This window comes from Streptomyces tyrfis (genome assembly GCF_037034285.1).
Classification (GTDB): Bacteria; Actinomycetota; Actinomycetes; order Streptomycetales; family Streptomycetaceae; genus Streptomyces.
In genome coordinates this window covers 47,169-67,584 of record NZ_JBAGJZ010000032.1, presented here as the reverse complement: position 1 = coordinate 67,584, position 20,416 = coordinate 47,169, and the positions used below count along the sequence as shown (strand labels likewise).

General features: G+C 70.2%; 17 protein-coding genes, 1 tRNA gene and 1 pseudogene. 10 read left to right on the top strand and 9 right to left on the bottom strand.

Translation table 11 applies throughout. The annotated features are described in order from the left end of the window. Window positions 1-99: 99 nt before the first annotated feature. Window positions 100-708 carry a 5-formyltetrahydrofolate cyclo-ligase gene (locus tag WA762_RS23530; RefSeq protein ID WP_335938113.1) on the bottom strand — a complete coding sequence of 203 codons (609 nt, stop codon included), beginning with the start codon at window positions 706-708 and terminating at the stop codon, window positions 100-102. Window positions 709-813: 105 nt separating this feature from the next. Here WA762_RS23530 and galU point away from each other — a divergent pair, with 105 nt between their 5' ends. The 7 genes and pseudogenes from galU (at window position 814) to WA762_RS23495 (ending at window position 6,589) form a co-directional block, all read left to right on the top strand. Continuing rightward, the gene (gene galU / locus WA762_RS23525; RefSeq protein ID WP_335938112.1) at window positions 814-1,716 is read left to right on the top strand and encodes a UTP--glucose-1-phosphate uridylyltransferase GalU; all 903 of its coding nucleotides are present in this window, start codon (window positions 814-816) and stop codon (window positions 1,714-1,716) included. Window positions 1,717-1,719: 3 nt separating this feature from the next. Then, window positions 1,720-3,117: a molybdopterin molybdotransferase MoeA gene (locus WA762_RS23520; protein ID WP_335938111.1), complete on the top strand. Its 1,398-nt coding sequence runs from the start codon at window positions 1,720-1,722 to the stop codon at window positions 3,115-3,117. Window positions 3,118-3,240: 123 nt separating this feature from the next. After that, window positions 3,241-3,741, top strand: coding sequence for a cyclic pyranopterin monophosphate synthase MoaC (gene moaC, locus WA762_RS23515; RefSeq protein WP_335938110.1), 501 nt, complete (start codon window positions 3,241-3,243; stop codon window positions 3,739-3,741). Then, window positions 3,738-4,349 carry a MogA/MoaB family molybdenum cofactor biosynthesis protein gene (locus WA762_RS23510; protein ID WP_335938109.1) on the top strand — a complete coding sequence of 204 codons (612 nt, stop codon included), beginning with the start codon at window positions 3,738-3,740 and terminating at the stop codon, window positions 4,347-4,349. The genes moaC and WA762_RS23510 overlap by 4 nt, the downstream gene beginning before the upstream one ends. A gap of 17 nt (window positions 4,350-4,366) precedes the next feature. Further along, window positions 4,367-4,975, top strand: a pseudogene (locus tag WA762_RS23505) (GNAT family N-acetyltransferase); the annotation flags it as partial. Between the two features lie 322 nt (window positions 4,976-5,297). Continuing rightward, complete coding sequence (gene sepX / locus WA762_RS23500; RefSeq protein WP_335938108.1) at window positions 5,298-6,419, top strand: divisome protein SepX/GlpR; 1,122 nt, start codon at window positions 5,298-5,300, stop codon at window positions 6,417-6,419. Window positions 6,420-6,515: 96 nt separating this feature from the next. Then, window positions 6,516-6,589: transfer RNA gene (locus tag WA762_RS23495), tRNA-Ala, on the top strand. A 50-nt stretch (window positions 6,590-6,639) separates the two neighbouring features. On the opposite strand, the gene WA762_RS23490 is transcribed toward WA762_RS23495, so the two are convergent. Then, the gene (locus tag WA762_RS23490; protein WP_335938106.1) at window positions 6,640-6,924 is read right to left on the bottom strand and encodes a hypothetical protein; all 285 of its coding nucleotides are present in this window, start codon (window positions 6,922-6,924) and stop codon (window positions 6,640-6,642) included. A 742-nt stretch (window positions 6,925-7,666) separates the two neighbouring features. Here WA762_RS23490 and WA762_RS23485 point away from each other — a divergent pair. Further along, a complete protein-coding gene (locus WA762_RS23485) occupies window positions 7,667-7,792 on the top strand; it encodes a hypothetical protein (protein WP_335938104.1) in 126 nt (41 codons plus the stop codon). 424 nt (window positions 7,793-8,216) lie between these two features. Here the strand turns inward: WA762_RS23485 and WA762_RS23480 are convergent, their stop codons facing one another. From WA762_RS23480 to WA762_RS23460, 5 genes are all read right to left on the bottom strand, one after another. Next, window positions 8,217-12,893, bottom strand: coding sequence for a putative T7SS-secreted protein (locus WA762_RS23480; protein ID WP_335938103.1), 4,677 nt, complete (start codon window positions 12,891-12,893; stop codon window positions 8,217-8,219). After that, window positions 12,893-13,540: a hypothetical protein gene (locus WA762_RS23475; RefSeq protein ID WP_335938102.1), complete on the bottom strand. Its 648-nt coding sequence runs from the start codon at window positions 13,538-13,540 to the stop codon at window positions 12,893-12,895. The genes WA762_RS23480 and WA762_RS23475 overlap by 1 nt, the downstream gene beginning before the upstream one ends. Beyond that, a complete protein-coding gene (locus WA762_RS23470) occupies window positions 13,537-13,917 on the bottom strand; it encodes an SseB family protein (protein ID WP_335938154.1) in 381 nt (126 codons plus the stop codon). The genes WA762_RS23475 and WA762_RS23470 overlap by 4 nt, the downstream gene beginning before the upstream one ends. 593 nt (window positions 13,918-14,510) lie before the next feature. After that, complete coding sequence (locus tag WA762_RS23465) at window positions 14,511-16,112, bottom strand: peptide-N4-asparagine amidase (RefSeq protein WP_335938101.1); 1,602 nt, start codon at window positions 16,110-16,112, stop codon at window positions 14,511-14,513. 169 nt (window positions 16,113-16,281) lie between these two features. After that, window positions 16,282-16,614, bottom strand: coding sequence for a hypothetical protein (locus tag WA762_RS23460; RefSeq protein WP_335938100.1), 333 nt, complete (start codon window positions 16,612-16,614; stop codon window positions 16,282-16,284). A 171-nt stretch (window positions 16,615-16,785) separates the two neighbouring features. Here WA762_RS23460 and WA762_RS23455 point away from each other — a divergent pair, with 171 nt between their 5' ends. Next, window positions 16,786-17,403 carry an ArsR/SmtB family transcription factor gene (locus WA762_RS23455; protein ID WP_335938099.1) on the top strand — a complete coding sequence of 206 codons (618 nt, stop codon included), beginning with the start codon at window positions 16,786-16,788 and terminating at the stop codon, window positions 17,401-17,403. 230 nt (window positions 17,404-17,633) lie between these two features. Here WA762_RS23455 and WA762_RS23450 read toward each other — a convergent pair whose 3' ends face one another. After that, the gene (locus tag WA762_RS23450) at window positions 17,634-18,116 is read right to left on the bottom strand and encodes a GNAT family N-acetyltransferase (protein ID WP_335938098.1); all 483 of its coding nucleotides are present in this window, start codon (window positions 18,114-18,116) and stop codon (window positions 17,634-17,636) included. Between the two features lie 151 nt (window positions 18,117-18,267). Between WA762_RS23450 and WA762_RS23445 the strand changes: the two genes are divergently transcribed. After that, window positions 18,268-19,086 (top strand): exodeoxyribonuclease III, encoded by an 819-nt coding sequence (locus WA762_RS23445; RefSeq protein WP_335938097.1) that lies wholly within the window; start codon window positions 18,268-18,270, stop codon window positions 19,084-19,086. 531 nt (window positions 19,087-19,617) lie between these two features. Here the strand turns inward: WA762_RS23445 and WA762_RS23440 are convergent. Continuing rightward, window positions 19,618-20,274, bottom strand: coding sequence for a MerR family transcriptional regulator (locus WA762_RS23440; RefSeq protein WP_335938153.1), 657 nt, complete (start codon window positions 20,272-20,274; stop codon window positions 19,618-19,620). Window positions 20,275-20,416: the final 142 nt, after the last annotated feature.

The window sequence follows — 20,416 nt, the reverse complement described above, 5'->3', positions numbered from 1 at the left end:
GGCCTCACCGGTGCGCGGGCGTCGCACGCGGCCCCGCCGACGGCGGGCCGGGCCGCGTCCCCTCGGGCTCCGGGGGGCGGGGCTCCCGCGCCCCCCGGTTCAGGGCGTACGGGCCGCACCGGGCTCCGCCCGGCGCGTGCGGTGGATCGCGGTCGGCGTCACCGCCACGTCCACGGGGTGGTCGTGCGGCTCCACCGGAACCCGTTCCACCACCTCCTCGTCGTACAGCAGCACCACCAGCGCCGGGCACGCCCCCGCCGCCGTGAGCCGGGCCAGCACCCGGTCGTAGCTGCCACCGCCCCGGCCCAGCCGCATCCCGCGCGCGTCCACCGCCAGCCCCGGCAGCAGGACCGCGTCGGCCGCCAGGACCGCCTCCCGGCCCAGCCGCTCCCCGGCGGGCTCCAGCAGCCCGCGGCCGGCCCGCGCCAGCCGGTCGGCCCCCTCGTACGCCGCCCAGTCCAGGTCGTTGTCCGGCAGCAGCACCGGCAGCAGCACCCGCACGCCCCGGGCGCGCAGCGCGTCCAGCAGGACGCGGGTGCCCGGCTCGCTCCCGACCGAGACGTACGCGGCGACGGTACGGGCCTTCGACAGCTCGGGAAGACCCAGAGCGCGCCGGGACAGAACCGACGCGGCGTTTTCCACGTCTTCCCCGGTCAGAAGACGTCGAGCAGTCAGCAGTTCCCGCCTGAGCAGGGCCTTTTCGGACATCTCGCTGTTCAACGGGTACCCTGAACCTCTCGTATGCACATATAGGCGTACAAAGTTAACCGGACCCTCATCTTCCGCCCTCGGGCGCCGGTTATCGTTCTGCGCATGACTATGTCGCACCGCAGGATCAGCAAGGCCGTCATCCCGGCCGCAGGGCTCGGTACCCGCTTTCTGCCGGCCACCAAGGCCACTCCCAAGGAAATGCTGCCTGTCGTCGACAAGCCCGCGATCCAGTACGTCGTCGAGGAGGCGGTGGCCGCCGGTCTCTCCGACGTGCTGATGATCACCGGCCGGAACAAGCGCCCGCTCGAGGACCACTTCGACCGCAATTACGAACTGGAGTCCGCCCTCACCCGCAAGGGGGATGCCGACCGGCTCCGGAAGGTCCAGGAGTCGAGCGATCTGGCCACCATGCACTACGTCCGGCAGGGCGACCCGCGCGGTCTCGGCCACGCCGTGCTGTGCGCGGCGCCGCACGTCGGCGACCAGCCGTTCGCGGTCCTCCTCGGCGACGACCTGATCGACCCGCGCGACCCGCTGCTCTCCCGCATGGTCGAGGTCCAGGAGCGCGAGGGCGGCAGCGTCGTCGCGCTGATGGAGGTCGCGCCGGAGCAGATCCACATGTACGGCTGCGCGGCCGTCGAACCCGGCCCCGACGGCGAGGTGGTGCGCGTCACGGGCCTGGTCGAGAAGCCGGAGCCGGGCGAGGCGCCCAGCAACCTCGCTATCATCGGCCGTTACGTCCTCGACCCCGCCGTCTTCGGGATACTGCGCAGGACGGAGCCGGGCCGCGGCGGCGAGATCCAGCTCACCGACGCCCTCCAGCTCCTCGCCGAGGACGAGAAGGCCGGCGGCCCGGTGCACGGCGTCGTCTTCAAGGGTCGCCGCTATGACACCGGCGACCGGAGCGACTACCTCCGTGCCATTGTCAGACTCGCGTGCGAACGTGAGGACCTGGGCCCGGACTTCCGGACCTGGCTCCGCAGCTACGTGACCGAGGAGATGTAGTACGTGAGCAGCGCGATGTGGTCGGTGGACGAGCACCTGGGCGACATTCTCGACGCGGTCCGGCCGCTCGAACCCATCGAGCTGCAACTGCACGACGCCCAGGGCTGCGTCCTCGTCGAGGACGTCTTCGTGGACATCGCCCTGCCGCCGTTCGACAACAGCTCGATGGACGGGTACGCGGTCCGGGTCGCCGATGTCGAGGGCGCCGACGAGAAGAGCCCCGCGGTGCTCACCGTCGTCGGCGACGTCGCGGCGGGCGGCGACGGGCTGCCCGGGGGCCGGAGCCTGGGCCCCGGGGAGGCCGCCCGCATCATGACCGGCGCCCCGCTGCCGGCCGGCGCCGAGGCGGTGGTCCCGGTCGAGTGGACCGACGGCGGCACGGGCGGCGGCCCCGCCGCCGCCATGCGCTCCCACCGCGAGGCGCCCGAGGCCGCGGGCGGCGAGGTCCGGATCCACCGCCCCGTCGAGGCCCGCGCCCACGTCCGGGCCCGCGGCAGCGACGTCACCCCGGGCGAACTGGCCCTCGCCGCGGGGGCGGTGATCGGCCCGGCGCAGATCGGTCTGCTCGCCGCGATCGGCCGCTCGACCGTGAAGGTGCGGCCCCGGCCGCGCGTCGTCGTCATCTCGACCGGCGCCGAACTGGCGCAGCCCGGCGAGGAGCTGACCGGCGGCCGGATCTACGACTCCAACAGCTTCGCCCTGACGGCCGCCGCCCGGGACGCCGGAGCGATCGCCTACCGGGTCGGCGCCGTCACCGACGACGCGGACACGCTGCGCGCCACGATCGAGGACCAGCTGATCCGCGCCGACCTCGTCGTCACCACCGGCGGGGTCAGCGTCGGCGCGTACGACGTCGTCAAGGAGGCCCTGTCGTCGCCGGCCGCCGCCGACGAGCCCGCCGGGAGCGGCGCGGGCGGGCCCTCGGGGGACGGCCCGGACGACGCGGGCGGCGCGGACGGCCCGGAAGGGGACGAGGCGGAAGGGCCGCGCGGCGTCGACTTCCGCACGGTCGCCATGCAGCCGGGCAAACCGCAGGGCTTCGGCTCGATCGGCCCGGACCGCACGCCGCTGCTGGCGCTCCCGGGCAACCCCGTCTCGGCGTACGTCTCCTTCGAGCTGTTCGTGCGGCCCGCGATCCGTGCCCTGATGGGGCTCACGGACCTGCACCGCCCCACCGTCCGGGCCGCGCTGAAGACCGACGAGGCGCTGTCCTCGCCGGCCGGCCGCCGCCAGTTCCTGCGCGGCGCGTACGACGCGGAGGCCGGCACCGTCACCCCGGTCGGCGGCGCCGGGTCGCATCTGGTGGGCGCCCTCGCCCGGGCCGACGCGCTGATCGTGCTGCCCGAGGACGTCACCTCCGCCGAGCCCGGCGCCGAGGTCGAGGCGGTCCTGCTCCGCTGATCCCCCCGCGGTGGCGGTACGGTATCTGCCGCTGTGCCTTCCCGGGGACACCCCCGGGCCCCGGGCCCGCACCCCGGTGCGGGCCGAGCGGGCAACCGGCGCCCTACCGCGAGGCGGAGTGAGTTGAGTACGCAGAACAGGCTGACGCACATCGACGAGACGGGCGCGGCCCGCATGGTCGACGTCTCCGGGAAGGACGTCACCGCGCGGTCGGCCCGTGCCGGCGGCCGGGTCCTCGTCTCGCCGCGCGTCGTCGAACTGCTCCGCGGCGAGGGCGTGCCCAAGGGCGACGCCCTGGCGACCGCCCGCATCGCCGGGATCATGGGAGCCAAGCGCACCCCCGAGCTCATCCCGCTCTGCCATCCGCTGGCCGTCTCCGGGGTCCGGGTGGACCTGGCGGTCGCCGACGACGCGGTGGAGATCACCGCCACCGTGCGGACCACCGACCGCACCGGCGTCGAGATGGAGGCCCTGACCGCCGTCTCCGTCGCCGCGCTGACCCTGATCGACATGATCAAGGCGGTCGACAAGTCAGCGGTCATCACGGACGTACGGGTCGAGGAGAAGTCGGGCGGCGCGTCCGGCGACTACCGGCGCGCCGACGCGGACGGAGCGGACGCGTGACGGCCCCCGAAGCCACGTCCCCGCCCGACGACCGGTCCCCGGACGGCGACGGGGCCCCGGCCGGCCGCGAACGGTCCTCGGACGAAGTCGCGTCCGGCGGCGCCGGGGCGCCGACGGCGTACCGCGCCCTCGTCGTCACCGCCTCCAACCGCGCCGCGGCCGGGGTCTACGCCGACCGGGGCGGCCCGCTCGTCGTCGAGGCGCTCACCCGGCTCGGCTTCGCCGCCGACGGCCCGCGGGTCGTGCCGGACGGCGACCCGGTCGAACGGGCGCTGCGCGACGGCGTGGCCGCCGGGTACGACGTGATCGTCACCACCGGCGGCACGGGCATCTCGCCCACCGACCGCACCCCCGACGTCACCCGCCGCGTCCTCGACCACGAGATCCCCGGCATCGCCGAGGCCATCCGCGCCGAGGGCCGCGACAAGGTGCCGACCGCCGCGCTCTCCCGGGGGCTGGCCGGTGTCGCGGGCGGCACGCTCATCGTGAACCTGCCCGGTTCCACCGGCGGGGTGCGCGACGGCCTCGCCGTGCTCGAACGCCTTCTGGTGCACGCCGTCGACCAGCTGCGCGGCGGCGATCACCCCCGACCCGGGAGCCCGAACTGAACGTTCCGACCTGGCCGGTGGTCCTCACCGACGGCGAGATCACCCTGCGCCCGGTGAGGATGCGTGACCAGCGCATGTGGCGCGAGGTCAACCTGCGCAACCGGGACTGGCTGCGCCCCTGGGAGGCGACCGTGCCCCCGCCCGCCCCGGGCGGACCGGTGGCCCAGCGCCCCACATACCGTCAGATGGTGCGTCACCTGCGCGCCGAGGCCAACGCCGGCCGGATGCTGCCCTTCGTCATCGAGTACCGGGGCCGGCTGGTCGGTCAGCTCACCGTCGCCGGGATCACCTGGGGCTCGATGTGCTCGGGCCACATCGGCTACTGGGTCGACCGGGACGTGGCCGGACGCGGCGTGATGCCGACCGCGGTCGCCCTCGCCGTCGACCACTGCTTCGGCGGGGTCGGGCTGCACCGCATCGAGGTGTGCATCCGGCCGGAAAACCGCCCCAGCAGAAGAGTCGTCGAGAAGCTGGGATTCCGCGAGGAGGGGCTGCGCCCGCGCTACCTCCACATCGACGGCGCCTGGCGGGACCACCTGATCTACGCGCTGACCGCCGAGGAGGTCCCCGACGGGCTGCTCAGCCGCTGGCACCGGAAGCGGCCGGGAGCCCCCGGTGCGTCCGGAGCGCCTGGTGCGTCCGGGACGCCTGGGACGCCCGGGGCGCCCGGGGCATCGGGCGCGTCGGACGGCCCGGGGGACCCCGGGGGGACGGACGACCCCGAGATACCCGGAGTCCCTGAGACGCCAGAGGCGGCAGGGACCCTCAAGCGGCCCGAGAAATGAAATAAGTGTTCGATATCGATCAGTATCGTGCCGCAAACGAGCACACAAGCATCGGCAGTCGATCAAAACAATCACAAAAAAGGCACTTGGTATCAGCGGGATTGTGCGACACACCGAGCCAATTGGCGGATGCGCCCGCGCGAACCCCTCTACGGTGTGAGATGTGAGCAGCAGCGGCCTCATCTACGCAGTCATCGTCGGGGCCTGGGCCGCCTACTTGGTGCCGATGTGGCTCCGCAGGCAGGACGAACTCAACGAGGCTCGTCCGACGGAACGCTTCAGCACCGCCATCCGGCTGCTGTCCGGACGGGCGGCCATGGAGCGCCGGTACGCCAAGGACCTGCGGGGGCGCATCGCCGAGGAGGAGGCCGACCTCGACGCCGACCCGGACGCCGCCACGGACCGATTGAGTTCCGTGGACGTCCGGGCCTTCGCCGCGCCCGAGGCGCACACCGGAGCCGGGGCGCACGACCCGGCGCGGGCGCCGGGGCACGCGGACCGGCAGCGCCCCGGCCCCGCGCGGCGCGCCCGCCCGGACTCCGGCCGTACGGAAGCCGAGCGCGCCCGGCGTGCCCGGCGCCTCCAGGTCCTCGCGCGCCGTCGGCGTACCACCGTCGTCCTGTTCCTCGCCTTCACCCTGGGCGCGGTCGTCGCGGCGGTCGGCGGCCTCGGCTTCCTCTGGGCGCCCGCGGTCCCCGCGGTGCTGCTGAGCACGTACATCGTGCATCTGCGCACCCAGGAGCGGCGCCGGTTCGCCTTCACCATGGACCGGCAGCGGGCCGAGGCGGCGGCGCGGCAGCTGCGGGAGAACCGCCCGCGCAGGCAGCAGCCGGCCGAGGCGGCCCCCGCCGGGTCCGACGAGGAGCCCGAGGCACGCCACCCCGACCCCGAGCCCGTCCCCGCGGTCTCCCCGCAGGAGGCGGGCCGCCGCGCCCTCGTCGAGCAGACGGACCACGCGGAATGGGTCGACCAGCAGCGCCAGCGCGGCCCGGCCCAGGGCGACAGCTGGGAGCCCGTCCCGGTCCCGCTGCCCACGTACGTCACCGCCCCGGTCGCCCCGCGCGCCACGGGCGGCGTCGAGGTGGGCGACCCGGAGACCTGGAGCGCGGCCCGCTCCAGCGCCGCCGAGCCCTCCCGGACCGGAACCTCGCACCCCGCGACGCCCCCGCCCGACCCGGCGCCCCGCCCGCGTACCCACCAGCCCCGCCGCACCCGCGACCGCGGCCGGACCCCGCTCTTCGACCAGTACGAGGACGCCGACCGCCCCCGCGCCGCCAACGAGTGACCCCCTCCGGCCCCGCCGCGAGGCCGCCCCGGCTGACCAGCGAGGAACGGATTTCCAAGCACCGCCGTAGGGATGCTAGAGTTTCACTCGTTGCAAGGGCCTGTGGCGCAGTCTGGTAGCGCACCTCGTTCGCATCGAGGGGGTCAGGGGTTCAAATCCCCTCAGGTCCACACAACAGACCGTTCGCGGGTTCACCCCGGAATGGTTCACGAGATCCCGGTCAGATGGTCACCATCTGACCGGGATCTCGTCGTTGGATCCTGAGCGCCCGGTAGGGCAGAAGGGCGTCGTTCGGCTTGAGGCCGTTGATCGTGCTCTTCTCACTGACGGCCAGATATTGCCCGAGTTCCTCGATGTTTTGGACCATGACGGTGATGGCGGACAGGAGAGCTCGGGCGACGCGGCCACGGCGCTGACGTCTCTCGCGGGCATGCCGGGCGGGGTCGACATACGTCAGCCGCCTGTCGCCACCTTGGGTGTGGGCACGCAACGTCTGGTAGGCCAAGGCCCAGGAAGTGTCTGTCAGGGCAGTTCCTGCCGAGTGCGGGGCATGTAGTGCGCCCGCACGGTGACGGAGGACTGGCGTCCACACTTGGGGCGTTCGCCGAGCGGCAGCTTTGAAGGCTTCGCGGTGGGGCCGGCTGGCAGGGTGCGCAGTGCACTCAGCAGCGCAAGCGTTTCCCGCCACGCGCCCGGGAAATTGTCACCTGGCACACCGAGCAGACGATATCCGCGCCGGCCAGTAAGCGGGCGCTGATCGAGGACGCGCAGAGCGAACTGGCGATCGGCCGCGAACTCCGGCGGGTCCGGGCCGCCCGCCTCCAAGTGGCTCGTCGGCGGGGCGGATTCGTCGCTCTTACGGTCAAGGGGCCTGAACTTCCCAGCGTGGCCGAACAGTCGGCGGACCGCTTCGATGTGGCGCCGCTCGCCATGGACAAGCTCCTCCTCGCGACGCTGCGGGAGCCGGCTCAGGAGCACCAGGCGCCCGCAGGTGCTGCTGAAGACGGATGCCGCAGTCCGCCTCCTCGGGGAGCATCGGCGTGGGCCTCGCCCCCATGCACGGCTTGCGTTGGAGCGGGCCGTGTCCGTGTCACGGAGCCGACGATGGCTTTCGGCCCACGCATGGTGCTTCTCGCTCACCGGACCGGGTCGGCTGCCCCCTACTGGGAGATGGCGCGACGGGAGTTGCTGGTCGCCCTGCAGAACGCCGCCGGGCGCCCCGCCGACGCCGCAGGGCCTGTGGCTTCTTGTCCCAAGGAAATCCCGAGACCTCGCCCGTCCTGGGCGGGCGTTCGGTGGATGTGGCGAACCGGGCGATAGGGCGGGTGGTGCTCGATGCGCTGTTCCTGAAGGAGCTGAAGCCGGGGACGTGAGAGGAGACGGGCTGACGAGTTCGTGACACAGGGCCCGTGGCGCCACGAGCGGGAGAGTATTACGAAGCAGTCAAAATCTTCCGCTTCTCTGTCTCGTAAATCTCAACTGCATGTGGTTCGCGATCGTAATATGACTCCCAGAAGCCCAGTCGGTTCCATGGCTCCGGACGCAAGACGAAGGATCCTGTTTCGAACTGAAAGTATTTCCAGGTCGGCGGTAGGGAGCTCGATGTCACCTCGAACGCCCTGCTGTCGAAAAGTGCGCTGTCCTCCCCGGGTACTTCGACGCGGAACTGCACCCCTTTTTCGTATGGCGCGAACACCTCGAGGACTACGTATTCCAGGCCCTCCTTGAGGGAGTCAAGGCCCTGAAGAATCCGAGGGTTCGAGGTCTGTGGAAATTTGAATCGAGCGCGCAATTATATCACCTTCTATTCATGATGACCTTGTAGTCATAGTTGAGAAGCCTACCGGTCTCGGGATTGTAGTAATAATGGACCTGGAAGTCCCCGTAAGGCGACTGGTGGGTCTTGGTGGTGTACTTTCCCCAATCGCTGAGGTTGCTGCCGTCGGAGGTCATGAGCTCACGCACGGCAGGATTCCCGATGTCCTCTCCTGCGATGACGCGCCGAGACTCTGCTCTTGCCTGCGGGGTGAGCCATCCGTCCTCATTGAACATGGACCTCGCTGATTCACCGCGCAACCGATCAGCGAGCCGTTCTGCTTCGGCTGAACCAGCTATGAAGTTCTCATTTGCCTGCCTGCCCTCCTTGCCGGTTTCGTTCAGGCAACGTGGTGCGAGACCCAGCGGATCGCTCCACCCATGGGGGTTGCTTACGTAGGCCGAGGGGTTCGGTGAAGGCGTCAGTCCCAGGGGGTCAGCGGTGAGGTAACGGGCGGTTTCGGGGTCGTAGTGGCGGAAGTAGTTGTAGTGGAGTCCTGTTTCGGAGTCGAAATACTGACCGGGAAAGCGCAGGGGTGTGTACGTCGAGCTTGCCGCTGTCCATGCCGTTGTGCCCCATAGTGTGCTACGGCTGTGCCACGTGACGTCACCTCTTTCGTCGACGAGTTGGCTGGGCGCACCGACGAGGTCGGTAACGATGGCGAAGAAGCGGGAGTTGATCTCGCGCTGCGAAATCTCGTCCGCGGCAATGCGTTCCGTCTGGCAGATGGGTCGCAGGCCATCGTGGTCCCAGGTGAGGGTCACTGGGTTGGGTAGCGTACGTCCCCCCGTCGTCTGTTCGCACAGAGTCGTACCGTCCCATGTGAAGTGCACCCGCTCAACGACCGATTCACCATCCTCCGCGAAGCGGATCTTCGCCGTGCGTCGTCCGAGGGCGTCGTACTGGTAGCGCCACACCACCCCGTCGGGCGTGGTGACCGAGCGCATACGATCCTCGGCGTCCCATTCGTAGCGCCAAGTGTCCGGTTTCCTGGAGAGGCGGGTCTTCTGGCGGAGAGTGATGCGACCGAGTGCATCGTGTTCGTACCGGACGTTGCCCGCGCCGGTGATTGTGGTACCGGAGTAAGTACGAGAACCAGTCGCTTCCTGGCCAGGATGTGGTGTCGGCCAGAAGGCTTCTGTCTGGTTGCCTGCCTTGTCGTAGGCGTAGCGCTCGGTCCAGTCGGGCGCGTGGACGCCGGTGACGCGGCCGGCCGCGTCGAGGTCGAAGGCATGGGAGCCGGTGAGCTGGTCGGCGAGTGCCACCAAGTTGCCGTCGGCGCGGTAAGTGTAGTCACGGCGTTGGATGCTGCGGCCCGCACCGGTGACCTGCTGGGTGGTGAGGCGGCCCATCGTGTCGTACTGGTAGGTCAGGCTCACGTGGGCACCGACATGCCGGGCAATCTCCCGACCCGCCGCGTCGTGCTCGAATGTAAGGACGCGGCCCGAGGCGGCAAGTGAAGTACGCCGTCCTGCCGAATCGTACGCCCAGGTGCTGACGGCGCCGCTGGGGGTGGTTCGGCTGGTGCGGCGTCCGAGCCGGTCGTACTGGTACGTCATTTTCCGGCCGTTGACGGTTTCGGATTGGAGGCGGCCGTAGCGGTCATGCAGGTACGTGATGGTGGCGTCCGCGTTGGTGGCCTCGGCGAGTTGGTCGGAAAAGTCGTAGGCAAAGCTGGTGACGGTTCCTGCCGCGTTCTTGGAGACGATGCGGTCCAGTTCATCCCACTCGTAGCGGATGGTCTGGCCGAGGGCGTCGGTACGGGCGGTCAGACGGCCTGCCGCATCGCGTTGGTAGGTGAGCGTGCGGTTATCGAAGTCTGTATCGGACACGAGGTGCCCGGCTGCGTCGTAGGTGTAGTTCCAGGTCAGTCCTTGGGGGCTGAGGACCTGGATGAGACGTAGTTCATCGTCGTACGCGAATTCGTGGCGCTCTCCGTCGGGGCCTGTGCGGGCCGACATGAGGTCGAAGTGCGTGTACTCGAAGTGGGAGACGGCGCCCAGAGCATCGGTGTGGGCGAGGCAGTTACCCTCGCCGTCATAGGTCCAGGACTGTGTCGTGCCGTCCGCGTCGGTGCGCCGGGACAGCCTGCCCTCCACGGTCCATTCGAGGTGGGTGATCGCACCGAGCGGGTCGGTAAGGGTGACCGGGCGGCCGAACGCGTCGCGGATGAGACGGGACTTGGCCCCAAGCGGATCGGTCACCTCGAGCGGCAGCCCAGCCGCGTTGCTGTGGATGCTGGTCGTGTTGCCGAGCGCATCCGTCACCGAGGTCGGGTGGCCGGCCTCGTTGTATGTGATACGAGTCACGGCGCCGGACGGGTCGGTGACAGCTAGACGGTTGCCGCGCTCGTCGTACTCCTGGCGGACCACGGTCCGGTCTGGGTTGGTGACGCGGACCGGCAGGTGCAGATCGTTGTACTGTGCGGACATTTCCCGGCCGTCCGGGCGGACTGCAGAGGTCAGCCGTCCTGACTCGTCGTACACGAAGCGGATGGTGCGGCCGAGCGGGTCGGTGCGGGACAGCAGGCGGTTGTAGCGGTCTCGTTCGAAACGGGTGGTCGCACCCAGCGGATCGATCTCGGCCACCACCTGGTGGCTGTCATTGACGATGTAGCGGTGGACGGCTCCGCTGCTGCCGGTGACCGTGGTGACACGCATCCCGGTCTCGGGATCGGTGCCGTCGTAATCCAGGCGCAGGGCCATGTGTCCTGCGGCGCCGCCTTCGGCCACGCACCGGTCGCGCTCGTCGTAGGCATAGTCGTACCGGCTGCCGTTGGTGTCGGTCCAGGAAGTGACCCGGCCACGATCGTCGTACGCGAACCGGAAGGGAACTCCTGATGAGTTGATGACTTCGGTGAGGTGACCGTCGGTGTAGCGGTAGCGGAGGATTTCCTGGTCGGTACCGTCCGAGGCGGCCCCTGCGAGGTGGAGCGCGGTGATCCGTCCCTCGCTCGTGGTGAGCTTCAGGTGATACCCGGCACCGTGGACGATTCCGGTCGGTGCTCCGGTCTCGTCGTACTCGAACTGGAGCAAATTGCCGTTGCGGTCGCCTATCTGTGTCAGCAGTGCGATGTCCGCAGCGAGTGGGCTGAAGTGCCGTATCTGGCCGCTATCCGGATCAGTGATCGTGTAGTCCCCGGCGGTGTCCATGTCGAGGGGCCAGCGTGGGCCGTGACTCGGCATGACGGGTACATGCGGCGCGGGGTGCGGATAGGACAGCAGCAGACCGTCCTCACACACGAAGACGATGCCCTGGGAGTCGATCTCCAGCCGCTGGTCGGCCGTGGAGGACGACGAGGGCCCGAACCACCGCCCCGCGCGGTAGTCGGAGGCGACGCGGCGCTGGAAGACGAGTGGGAGAGCACCCGGCAGGGCAATGTCCGTCTGTGGCAGGTACATCACGCCGGTAGCGAGGTCGATCGGGTCTGTGCCCTTGCTCTCAACGGCGTCCTGGGGACGGGAAGTCTTGGGCGGATCGTTGCGGGCCGCCTTCTGCGCTGCCGACTCCGCGCCCTCCGTGATGGTGTGCTTGGCGGCATTGCGCAGTCCCGCACTCGTTACACCCCGCGCGACGCCCGCTCCCTTCGTCCCCACGGCCTCCGGGACGAGTCGGCCGATGAATTCGGACGGGTCGCCTTTTGCGGCGTCCCAGGCGTTCTTGAGCGCGCGGTCGGGGTTGGCAGCGGTGGAGACGAGGCCGGAGAGCGTCGTGTTGACGCCCTTGTAGTACTCGGCCGGGTGCGTCAGGTTGTAGGGGTCGGTGGGGTTGACCGAGCGGACGAAGTTCACCAGTCCGGCGGTTCCTTTGATGACACCACCGCCGAAGTGGGCCAACTCGATGCCCTGGCCGGCCTGGTAGTCGATGAACTCCTGCTTGGCACGGTCCAGACCGGTCGGTTCCTTCGGTGCGTGGGCCATCGCCGCGCTGATCGCGCCCTTGGCCGCTTCGGCTGCTTCGTTGCGTGCCTGCCGCGCATGTTGCAGGATCTCCTGCGCGTGCTGCCGCTTCGCCGCCCCCGGATCGGAGAACTTACCCGGGTGAGGGAGCGGGTGATCGGTGTTGCGGACCGCGTTGTACGCTGCCGCCTTCTCCCGGAACGCGGCAGCGGCCGTCTCGTAGTCCTGCTTGCCTTCCTTGTAGAGAGCGATCGCCTCACGGGCTTTGGCCTGCGCGCTGGTGACCGTCCCGGCGTATGTCTCCAGCGCCTTGGCCGCGTCCTCGAACGCGTCCGCCGCGCGCAGCCAGTCGGTGGGCAGGGGCTCGAACTTCGCCCGGAAGGCGTCGGCGGCCTCACCCTTCCAGTGACCGGAGTCGAGCTTCTTCATCCCGCCGCCGACTAGGTCGAAGGCTCGTTGGAAGTCCCGGAGGTTCTTCACGGTCGCGGCGATCTTCTCCGGCCTGCCGTGGATCAGCTCGTCGGCATCCTCGCTCTGTCCGAGCTGCTTCTCACCGACCTCCGCACCGAGGGAGGAAGCGGTCTCGTCCCCCCAGTCCTCGACCGCGTCCGCCCACTCATCGGCGCCGACCTTTTTCAGACCGGCGCCGATGAAATCGGTTCCCTTGTCGATCCCCTCGCCGACGATCTCCTTGCCCTTGTCGACCAGCTTGCCGGCACCGTCGTAAAGATCCCCGCCGAGCTTCCCCCAGTCCACCATCAGCGCCCCTCTCCCCACCGCTGCTGCTTGGCCTGACGAATCGTCTCCTGCGACGGATCAAGCTGCTCCTTCAACCGCTCATCCGCCGCGGCCCGCACCGTCGGATCCACCAGCCCGGACCGTTCCATCGCGTCGAGCCCGGAGTCCACCACGTCGTATGAGGTGTCCTTCCAGGTCTGTTCCACCTCTTCATTCGCCCTTAGCATCGACGCCGCGCTGAAGTCCGGCTCGTCGTATGCGGATTGCCTGCTGATCACGTCCCAGCTCGTGGTCTTCACCTCGTCCTCGGACAGGTGCGGGTTCCCGTTCAGGGAGTTCACGCCGATCTTGAACGAGTTCTTGACGTACTGTTCCTGCTCCGCGAAGGAACCCGCCGACAACCCGACCCCCAGGGCGAAGTTGTTGCCCTTCTGCGTCAGTGCTCGCACACCCCACTCCCACCGGTTGCAGAACGTCTCGAACTCCGACGTCAGCCCGCCGTGCCCCAACTCCAGTCCCGACAACGCGAGATCCGAGAGCCCTCGCCCCATCGACGCCTCCCCGATCAGGCCGAGATTCTTCAACTCCCCGTGCGCCAGATCGATCCCCTTCACGATCGCCGCCAAAGCCTCCGGTGGCACCTGGAGATCAGGACCCTCCCCGCTCATTGCATCTCCCCGAGATCTACTGCGACCGCGTCCGGCACGATGCCTACCACCGGCGGAAACAACGTGCCGTCCGCACTGCCCGCATCCAGCGCCACCCCCGCAGGCCCTGGTAGCAACGGCACCATCACATCCAGCAACCGTGCACCCAATACCGCCTGATACGTCCACTCACGCTCGGTATCCCCCCGGGCTCGTGCGAACCGGGCCAGTGCCTCCTTGTTCGAGAACGCACAGATCCAGCGCACCCCGTTCTGCTCCGCCGACCACAGATCTCCCGCTCCGTCCAGCGGCACCAGCACCGCTGTACGACGGAATTCGCCCAGCAACGCAGCAAACTCCTGCTGGGCCGTCGTCGTCGGATCATCTTCCGGGGGCATGGCAGGGATCGGTCTCGGTGCCTCACGTGGGTCCTGCCGCGCTTCGGACGCAGGCCAGTCGGCCAAGTCGGCGATCTTCGAACGTCGAGCCGACGAGCCTGTCACGTCATCCCCGTTATCGAACACATGCCGAATGCTGTCACGGCGTGCTTCCCAGAAGCAACGAACAAAATGGCCTTGTCTCCTGACTGCCCTTCCGCAGAGTGAAGATCGGCCTACGATCGCCGTCGTGTCGGGAACCCATCCGGGAGGAATACTCTGCCTCAGCCGCCTCGCGGCGCTTCCACGATCAAGGGCGTTGATCGAAAGGAAGTTGCCAACGGCGTTCGCTGCTCGGGAGCGCTGAGGGCCCTCCTCGTCGGCGCGCTCGTACGCCTGATCGGATCGGGTCACGAAGACGCGGCGCTTCATCGCCCTGACTACGGCGTCGAATTCCGGGTCGCGCAGGCTCTCCACTTTGTCGTTGGGTGAGGTTCTTCGGGACCCGTTCCAGTGGTACGGCCGTGTCGTTGGTGGAGTGCCGGGGCGGGCGTCCGGCAGTGGCGGGGTGGGGCGGGTGGGGGTGCGGTGCCGGGTGCCGGACGCCTTCGGGGTCAGCAGGCCCGGCGGTCCAGTGTCAGCGTGCCCTGGGCGGTGCGGAGGGTCCGGTCGTAGCAGCCTTCGGAGCCTTCGAGCCGGTAGTGCTCACCGGACGTGCCGACGGCCTGGCGCTGTTCGCGCGGGACGTTCATCGTCCAGGCCGCGTCGCCGGTGTAGGTGTCGTCGAGCCGCGACCAGGAGAGGCGCTTGCCGGCGCGGACGACCGAGGTCTTCGCGTGGTCGCCGAGCGTGATGACGGTGCGCAGGCGGTCGGCCGCGTCGATCGTGATCTCGCCGTCCATGGTGTAGACGCGCTCCGTGCGCGTGACGCGCGCCGGGCCGCGGCCGCGCACGGTCACCGTCTCGTCGTCGTTCCAACGGGCTTTCAGGCCGTCGGTGTTCTCGTCCTCGGTCCAGCGGTGGGCGGAGGTGTTGGCGACGGCGCGGTCGACGGTGGTGGTGACGCGGCCGTGCGAGGTGTTCAGGTAGCCGGAGACGGTGAGGCGGTGGCCGCCCTCGGTGTCCTGGCGGTGGAGCGAACCGGGGGTGTGGGTGGTCGAGTTGGCCGGTTCGCTCTCCTCGTGGCGGGTGAGCTCCCCGGTGACGGTCCTGCTGTGCTCGTCCTGCCAGACGAGTACGTTGGCGGGCGTGCTCCAGCCGGCCTGTCCCCGGGGGACGCCGGTCACCGACACCTCGACGCGGTGCTCACGCCCGTCGTTGAGGATGCCGGCGAACGGCGTCAGGTCGTACTCCAGGGGCTTCACGTCGAAGGCGCGCGGCGCGGGGACGACGTACCAGAGGAAGGGGTTGGACCAGCCGCCGGTCCATACGTTGGGGAACGGCGCGGCGATTCCGGCGAGCCGGCCGTCGACCTTCACCTGCACCTCGCGGTAGGGGCCCCGGTCCGCCTTGCAGGAGTAGGGCTCGGAGTCCGGCACGGTCAGGTACCAGAACTCCTCGCAGCCGCCGCCGGATCCGGTGGCGTACACCTCGGCGATGATCTTCTCGGAGTTGCGCGGAGCGGTGAGTCGGGCGTCCTTCAGCGGCAGCACCGTGTCGGGGGCGTCGGCCGGCTTCGTGCGGCCCTGGGAGGCGTAGAAGGTCAGGGTGACCTTGACGCCGATGACGCCGGTGTACGTGTCGTCGACGACATTGCCGATGAGCATCTCGACGGGCCGGTCGCGGCGGAGGGTGTCGCTGTAGCGGGTCACGTCCTTCTCGACGGACCACTGGATGCCCTCGGGCGAGGGTTCGGGCGTGGAGGTGCGCAGTACCTCGACGCCGCCGATCTCCAGGTGGCCGAGGCGGTCGTACTGACGCCCCTTCACCTTTCCGTCGAGGCGGAGCACCACCTTGCTCCAGCGGTCGCCGCAGCCCTTCGGGGGCGTGTAACGGCCGGTGTACGGCGTGAAGTCGCGGAACTCGGTCTCCACGAGGGTCACCCGGCACGAGCGGGTGGCGGGCCGGTCCACGGGCGGCGCCGCGGTCAGCGGATCGTGCCAGTCGACGCCGAACTCCGCGGGGGCCGACGCGGCGGCGGCCGTCGGGCCCGCGCCGAGCGCCGCGCCGACCGCCAGCGTCAGTCCTGCCAACAGGGACGTGATCTGTCTCTTCATGGGACAAGAGTGAGCGGATGTGAACGTGTGCGCCAGGGGCAGGTGAGCGAACGTGGTGCGTTGTGCGGTGAGTTCTGTGTGTTTGTGTTGCGGGAATGGTCGTCGGGGCGGGCGCGGGAATGGCCGTGGGGGCAGGCGGCGCCGTGCCCCGGGTTGGGCTCATGGGGTGTCAGGTGCGGTGGCCGAGGCGCAGCCAGGCGATGTCGACCAGTGCTATCGCGCCCCAGATCCAGCCGACGGCCGCGGCGGTGTGCGGTGCGAGGGCGGTGGCGAGGGCGCCGAGCGCGATCGTGGCCGGTACGACGCGGGCGCCGCGACCCGAGAGCAGGGCGGTGCGCAGCGGCCCCGGCTCGGCCAGGCGGTCGGCCATGTACGCGTCGAAGGCCTCCGCGACCTGGTCGTCGATCTCGTCCCGGAGTCGCGGGCCCAGCGGGTCGGGTCCGGGATGCCGCCCGGGGGCCTGCGGGTCGGGTTCGCGGTGCGGGTCCGGGCTCGTGCCCACGGGCGTCTGCGATGGCGACGTCGCCCCTCCGGCCGGTTCCCCCTGCATCCCGTTTCCCCCTCTTCTCCGGCGCCCGGCGGCGCCTTCCGTTCTCACCGTAGTGATTGCAGAGAAGTTCTGCAAACATTCTCTGCAAGCTTTGCAGAGAACCTCTGCACTATGCTGGCGGGCATGGCCGAGCGTCCCGAGACGAGAGTGCTCACCGGCCCGGACCTGAAGGCCTTCTACAAGGCGCTGTCCAATCCGGTGCGCCGCGACATCCTGAGCTACCTCGGCGATCACGGCGAGGCGAACTCCACCAGCGTCGCCAAGGCCCTCGGCGAGTCCACCGGCACCACCAGCTATCACCTGCGCAAGCTGGCCGAACTCAATCTGATCGCGGAGGTCGAGGAGCGTTCCACCGGCCGGGAGCGCTGGTGGAGGTCGCTCATGACGAACATCTTCACGCCGCCCGGCCTGGAGATGACGGAGGACGAGCGCGAGGCCGCGACGAAGATCGGCGCGCTGAAGATGACGCACGACCTGAACCTGGTCGTGCGCGCGTACGCCGGATACGACGCCGCGGCCGGCTGGAACCAGATCTACCGGGCCGGGCTGCGGATGACGAAGGAACAGGTTCTCTCGTTCACCGAGGAGTACCAGGCGCTGCTGCGCAAGTACGTGTCCGAGCCGGGCGAACGCCCGCCGGGGTCACGTCAGATGGCCGTCCGCCTGGTGGTGCTGCCGGACGACGGGCGCGGGCCCGAGCTGCCGGACGGCTGGCGTGGGGGCGAGTCGCCGGACGATTGACTGGCCGGTGGCCGGTGGCCGGTGGCCGGTGGCCGGTGGCCGGTGGCTGAGGGGCGGAGGGATGGCGGTCGGTGGCCGAAGCCCGGACGGGTGGCGGTCGGCGAGCGGCCCGGCTCGTTCGCCGTTGCGGGGGCCGCCCGTCGTCGCGTGCGGGGCCGCTCGGCTCCTTGCTCCGGCCCTCGCTCGCTGTGCGGCCGGCCCGGCGCGGCGGGCTCGGCCGAAGACACCCCCTAGCGCAGTGGCTTGGCCATGCAGAGGCTGCTGTCGTAGGTGCGGTAGTAGCCGAACTTCTCGCACGGGGCGTAGCCGCTGGACGTGTACAGCGCTATGGCCTCGGGCTGCTTGTCCCCGGTCTCCAGCACCATGCGGGTCCGGCCCGCCGCGCGGGCGTCGGCCTCCAGGGTGGCCAGGATGCGGCGGGCCAGTCCCTGGCCGCGGCCCTCGGGGATCACGTACATCCGCTTGAGCTCCGCGTCGCCGTCGGCGTAGCCCTCGTCGTTCCGTTCCTGGGAGCGCCAGCCGCCGGTGGCGACGGGGCGGCCCTGCTCGTCGTAGGCGAGCAGATACAGGCCGCGCGGCGGCTCGAACATCGACGGGTCGAGCGGTGTGAGATCGCCCTCACCGTCGCCGTACCGTTCGCCGTATTCACGCTGCACCCGGTCGTTGAGCCGGACGGCGTCGGGGTGATCGAAGGGTCGAGGGTGGATAAGCATGCGATGTATGGTACAGGTATGCGTTCCTTGATGTCGGTATCGTGCCGTAATGCTCGCCGTGACCGGCGGCGACGGCCGCCTCGCCGGTGGCCCGGCGCCCGGGTCGTGGGCCGGGCGGCCGTACCAGAACCGCGGTAAGTAGGAGCACGTTTTGTACACAGTGACCACCGTCAATGTAAACGGGCTCCGTGCCGCGGCCAAGAAGGGGTTCACGGAGTGGCTGGCCGGGACCGAGGCCGATGTGGTCTGCCTCCAGGAGGTCCGCGCCGAGCCGGAGCAGCTGCCCGCCGAGGTGCGTGACCCCGAGGGCTGGCACGCCGTGCACGCGCCGGCGGCCGCCAAGGGGCGGGCGGGGGTCTCCCTCTACACCCGGCGCGCGCCGGAGCGCGTGCAGATCGGGTTCGGCGGGTTCGGTCACGCCGGGAGCGAGGAGTTCGACACCAGCGGACGTTATGTCGAGGTGGACCTTCCCGGCGTCACGGTCGCCAGCCTGTATCTGCCGTCCGGCGAGGTCGGCACGGAGCGGCAGGAGGAGAAGGAACGATTCATGGCCGCGTTCCTCCTGTATCTGACGGGGTTGAGGGAACGGGCCGCGGCCGGCGGGCGCGAGGTCGTGGTGTGCGGCGACTGGAACATCGCCCACCAGGAGGCCGACCTGAAGAACTGGCGGGCCAACAAGAAGAACTCCGGGTTCCTGCCGGAGGAGCGCGCGTGGCTGGGCCGGGTCTTCGACGAGGCCGGGTACGTCGACGTCGTGCGGGCGCTGCACCCGGAGCAGGAGGGGCCGTACTCGTGGTGGTCGTACCGCGGCCGGGCCTTCGACAACGACTCGGGCTGGCGGATCGACTACCAGGTGGCGACGCCGGGGCTGGCCGCCCGCGCGGTGAAGGGCTGGGTCGAGCGGGCGGCGACGCACGCGGAGCGGTGGAGCGACCACGCGCCGGTGACGGTGGCCTACGACCTGCCGTGACCGCCCGTCGGGGGCGCCGGGTTCCGCCGGGGCGCGGCGCGTCCGGCCTTCCGTGGGCTCGGTATGTCTCCGGCCGGGGAGCGGTGAACGGCGCGCGGCGCGGCGCGACCTCGGCGTGACGGGGCGGTGCGGGGAGTCGGCGTACGGAGCGCGGGAGTCGGTGGACTGTGCGCGAGGGTCGGCGGATGGTGCGCGAGGGTCGGCGGATGGTGCGCGAGGGTCGGTGGGGCGTTCGCGGGAGCGCGCCGGCCGCCCGCCCGGCCGCCCGAACGGCCGCCCGAACAGTGCCCGAACGGCCGCCAGGCCGGGCGGCGGCGGGGATTCGGGTGACGATCCGGGCGCGTCGCCGTCGCGCTCGCCCTGTCACGGATTCGGGACCGTTTCTCCGGAACCGAAGGCTCCTGTTCTGCGTCGTCCGTTTCCGTGCATCCTTTCCCACTTGTCCATCCCGCCCCACCGTTCCCATCAGTACGCCTTCGTTCCCGCTCGCCCGCGCCGTTCCGGGCGGCGGCGGGGGCGAGCGGGGGCGTGTTACGAGGGCGTCGGCTCCCGGTCCCCCGGGCGGTCGGGGGGTTCGCGGCGCAGCCGCCGGTCGAGGGCCATGGAGAGCTCGGCCTCCATCACCGCGCGGGCCAGCGGCCGGAGTTGGGGCGGCTCGGGTGTGCCGGGGTGCGATTCGAGCACGCCGACGAAGAGCTCCGCCAGCGCGTCGGCGTGCTCGCGGACGCGGCGGCCGGCCGCGAGCACCGTCGCGAGCGGCACCCCTTCGCGCACCAGTTCGGCCGACGCCTCCAGCAGCCGGCGGCTGATGTGGACTATCCGGTCGCCGTCGACGGCCAGGTAGCCCAGTTCCAGCGCGGTGGCCAGGTTCTCCGCGCTGGTCTCGCCCGCGAAGTAGTCCGCGAGCTGTTCGGGGGCGAGGTGGACCGGGGTCTCCTCGGTCGGTTCGCCCAGTCCCAGCACCTCGGCGACGTCGCGCCCGCTCTCGAAGGCGCGGGCCAGGTCCGCGATGCCGGAGAGGGTGTGGCCGCGTTCCAGCAGTCCGATGATGGTGCGCAGCCGGGCCAGATGATGGTCGTCGTACCAGGCGATGCGGCCCTCACGGCGAGGCGGCGAGATCAGCCCGCGCTCCCGGTAGAAGCGCACGGTCCGCGCGGGGATGCCGGCCGCCTCGGCCAGCTCCTCCAGCCGGTACTCACGATGCTCGCGTCCTTCGACCACATCCGAACCCTACGTCGTACCGGCGGTAACTTCCCTTCTCCATACCTCTACCCATCAGTACGGAGCTGTTCTACGCTCCCATTGTGCCAGTGATTGCTGGCAGAGTCGT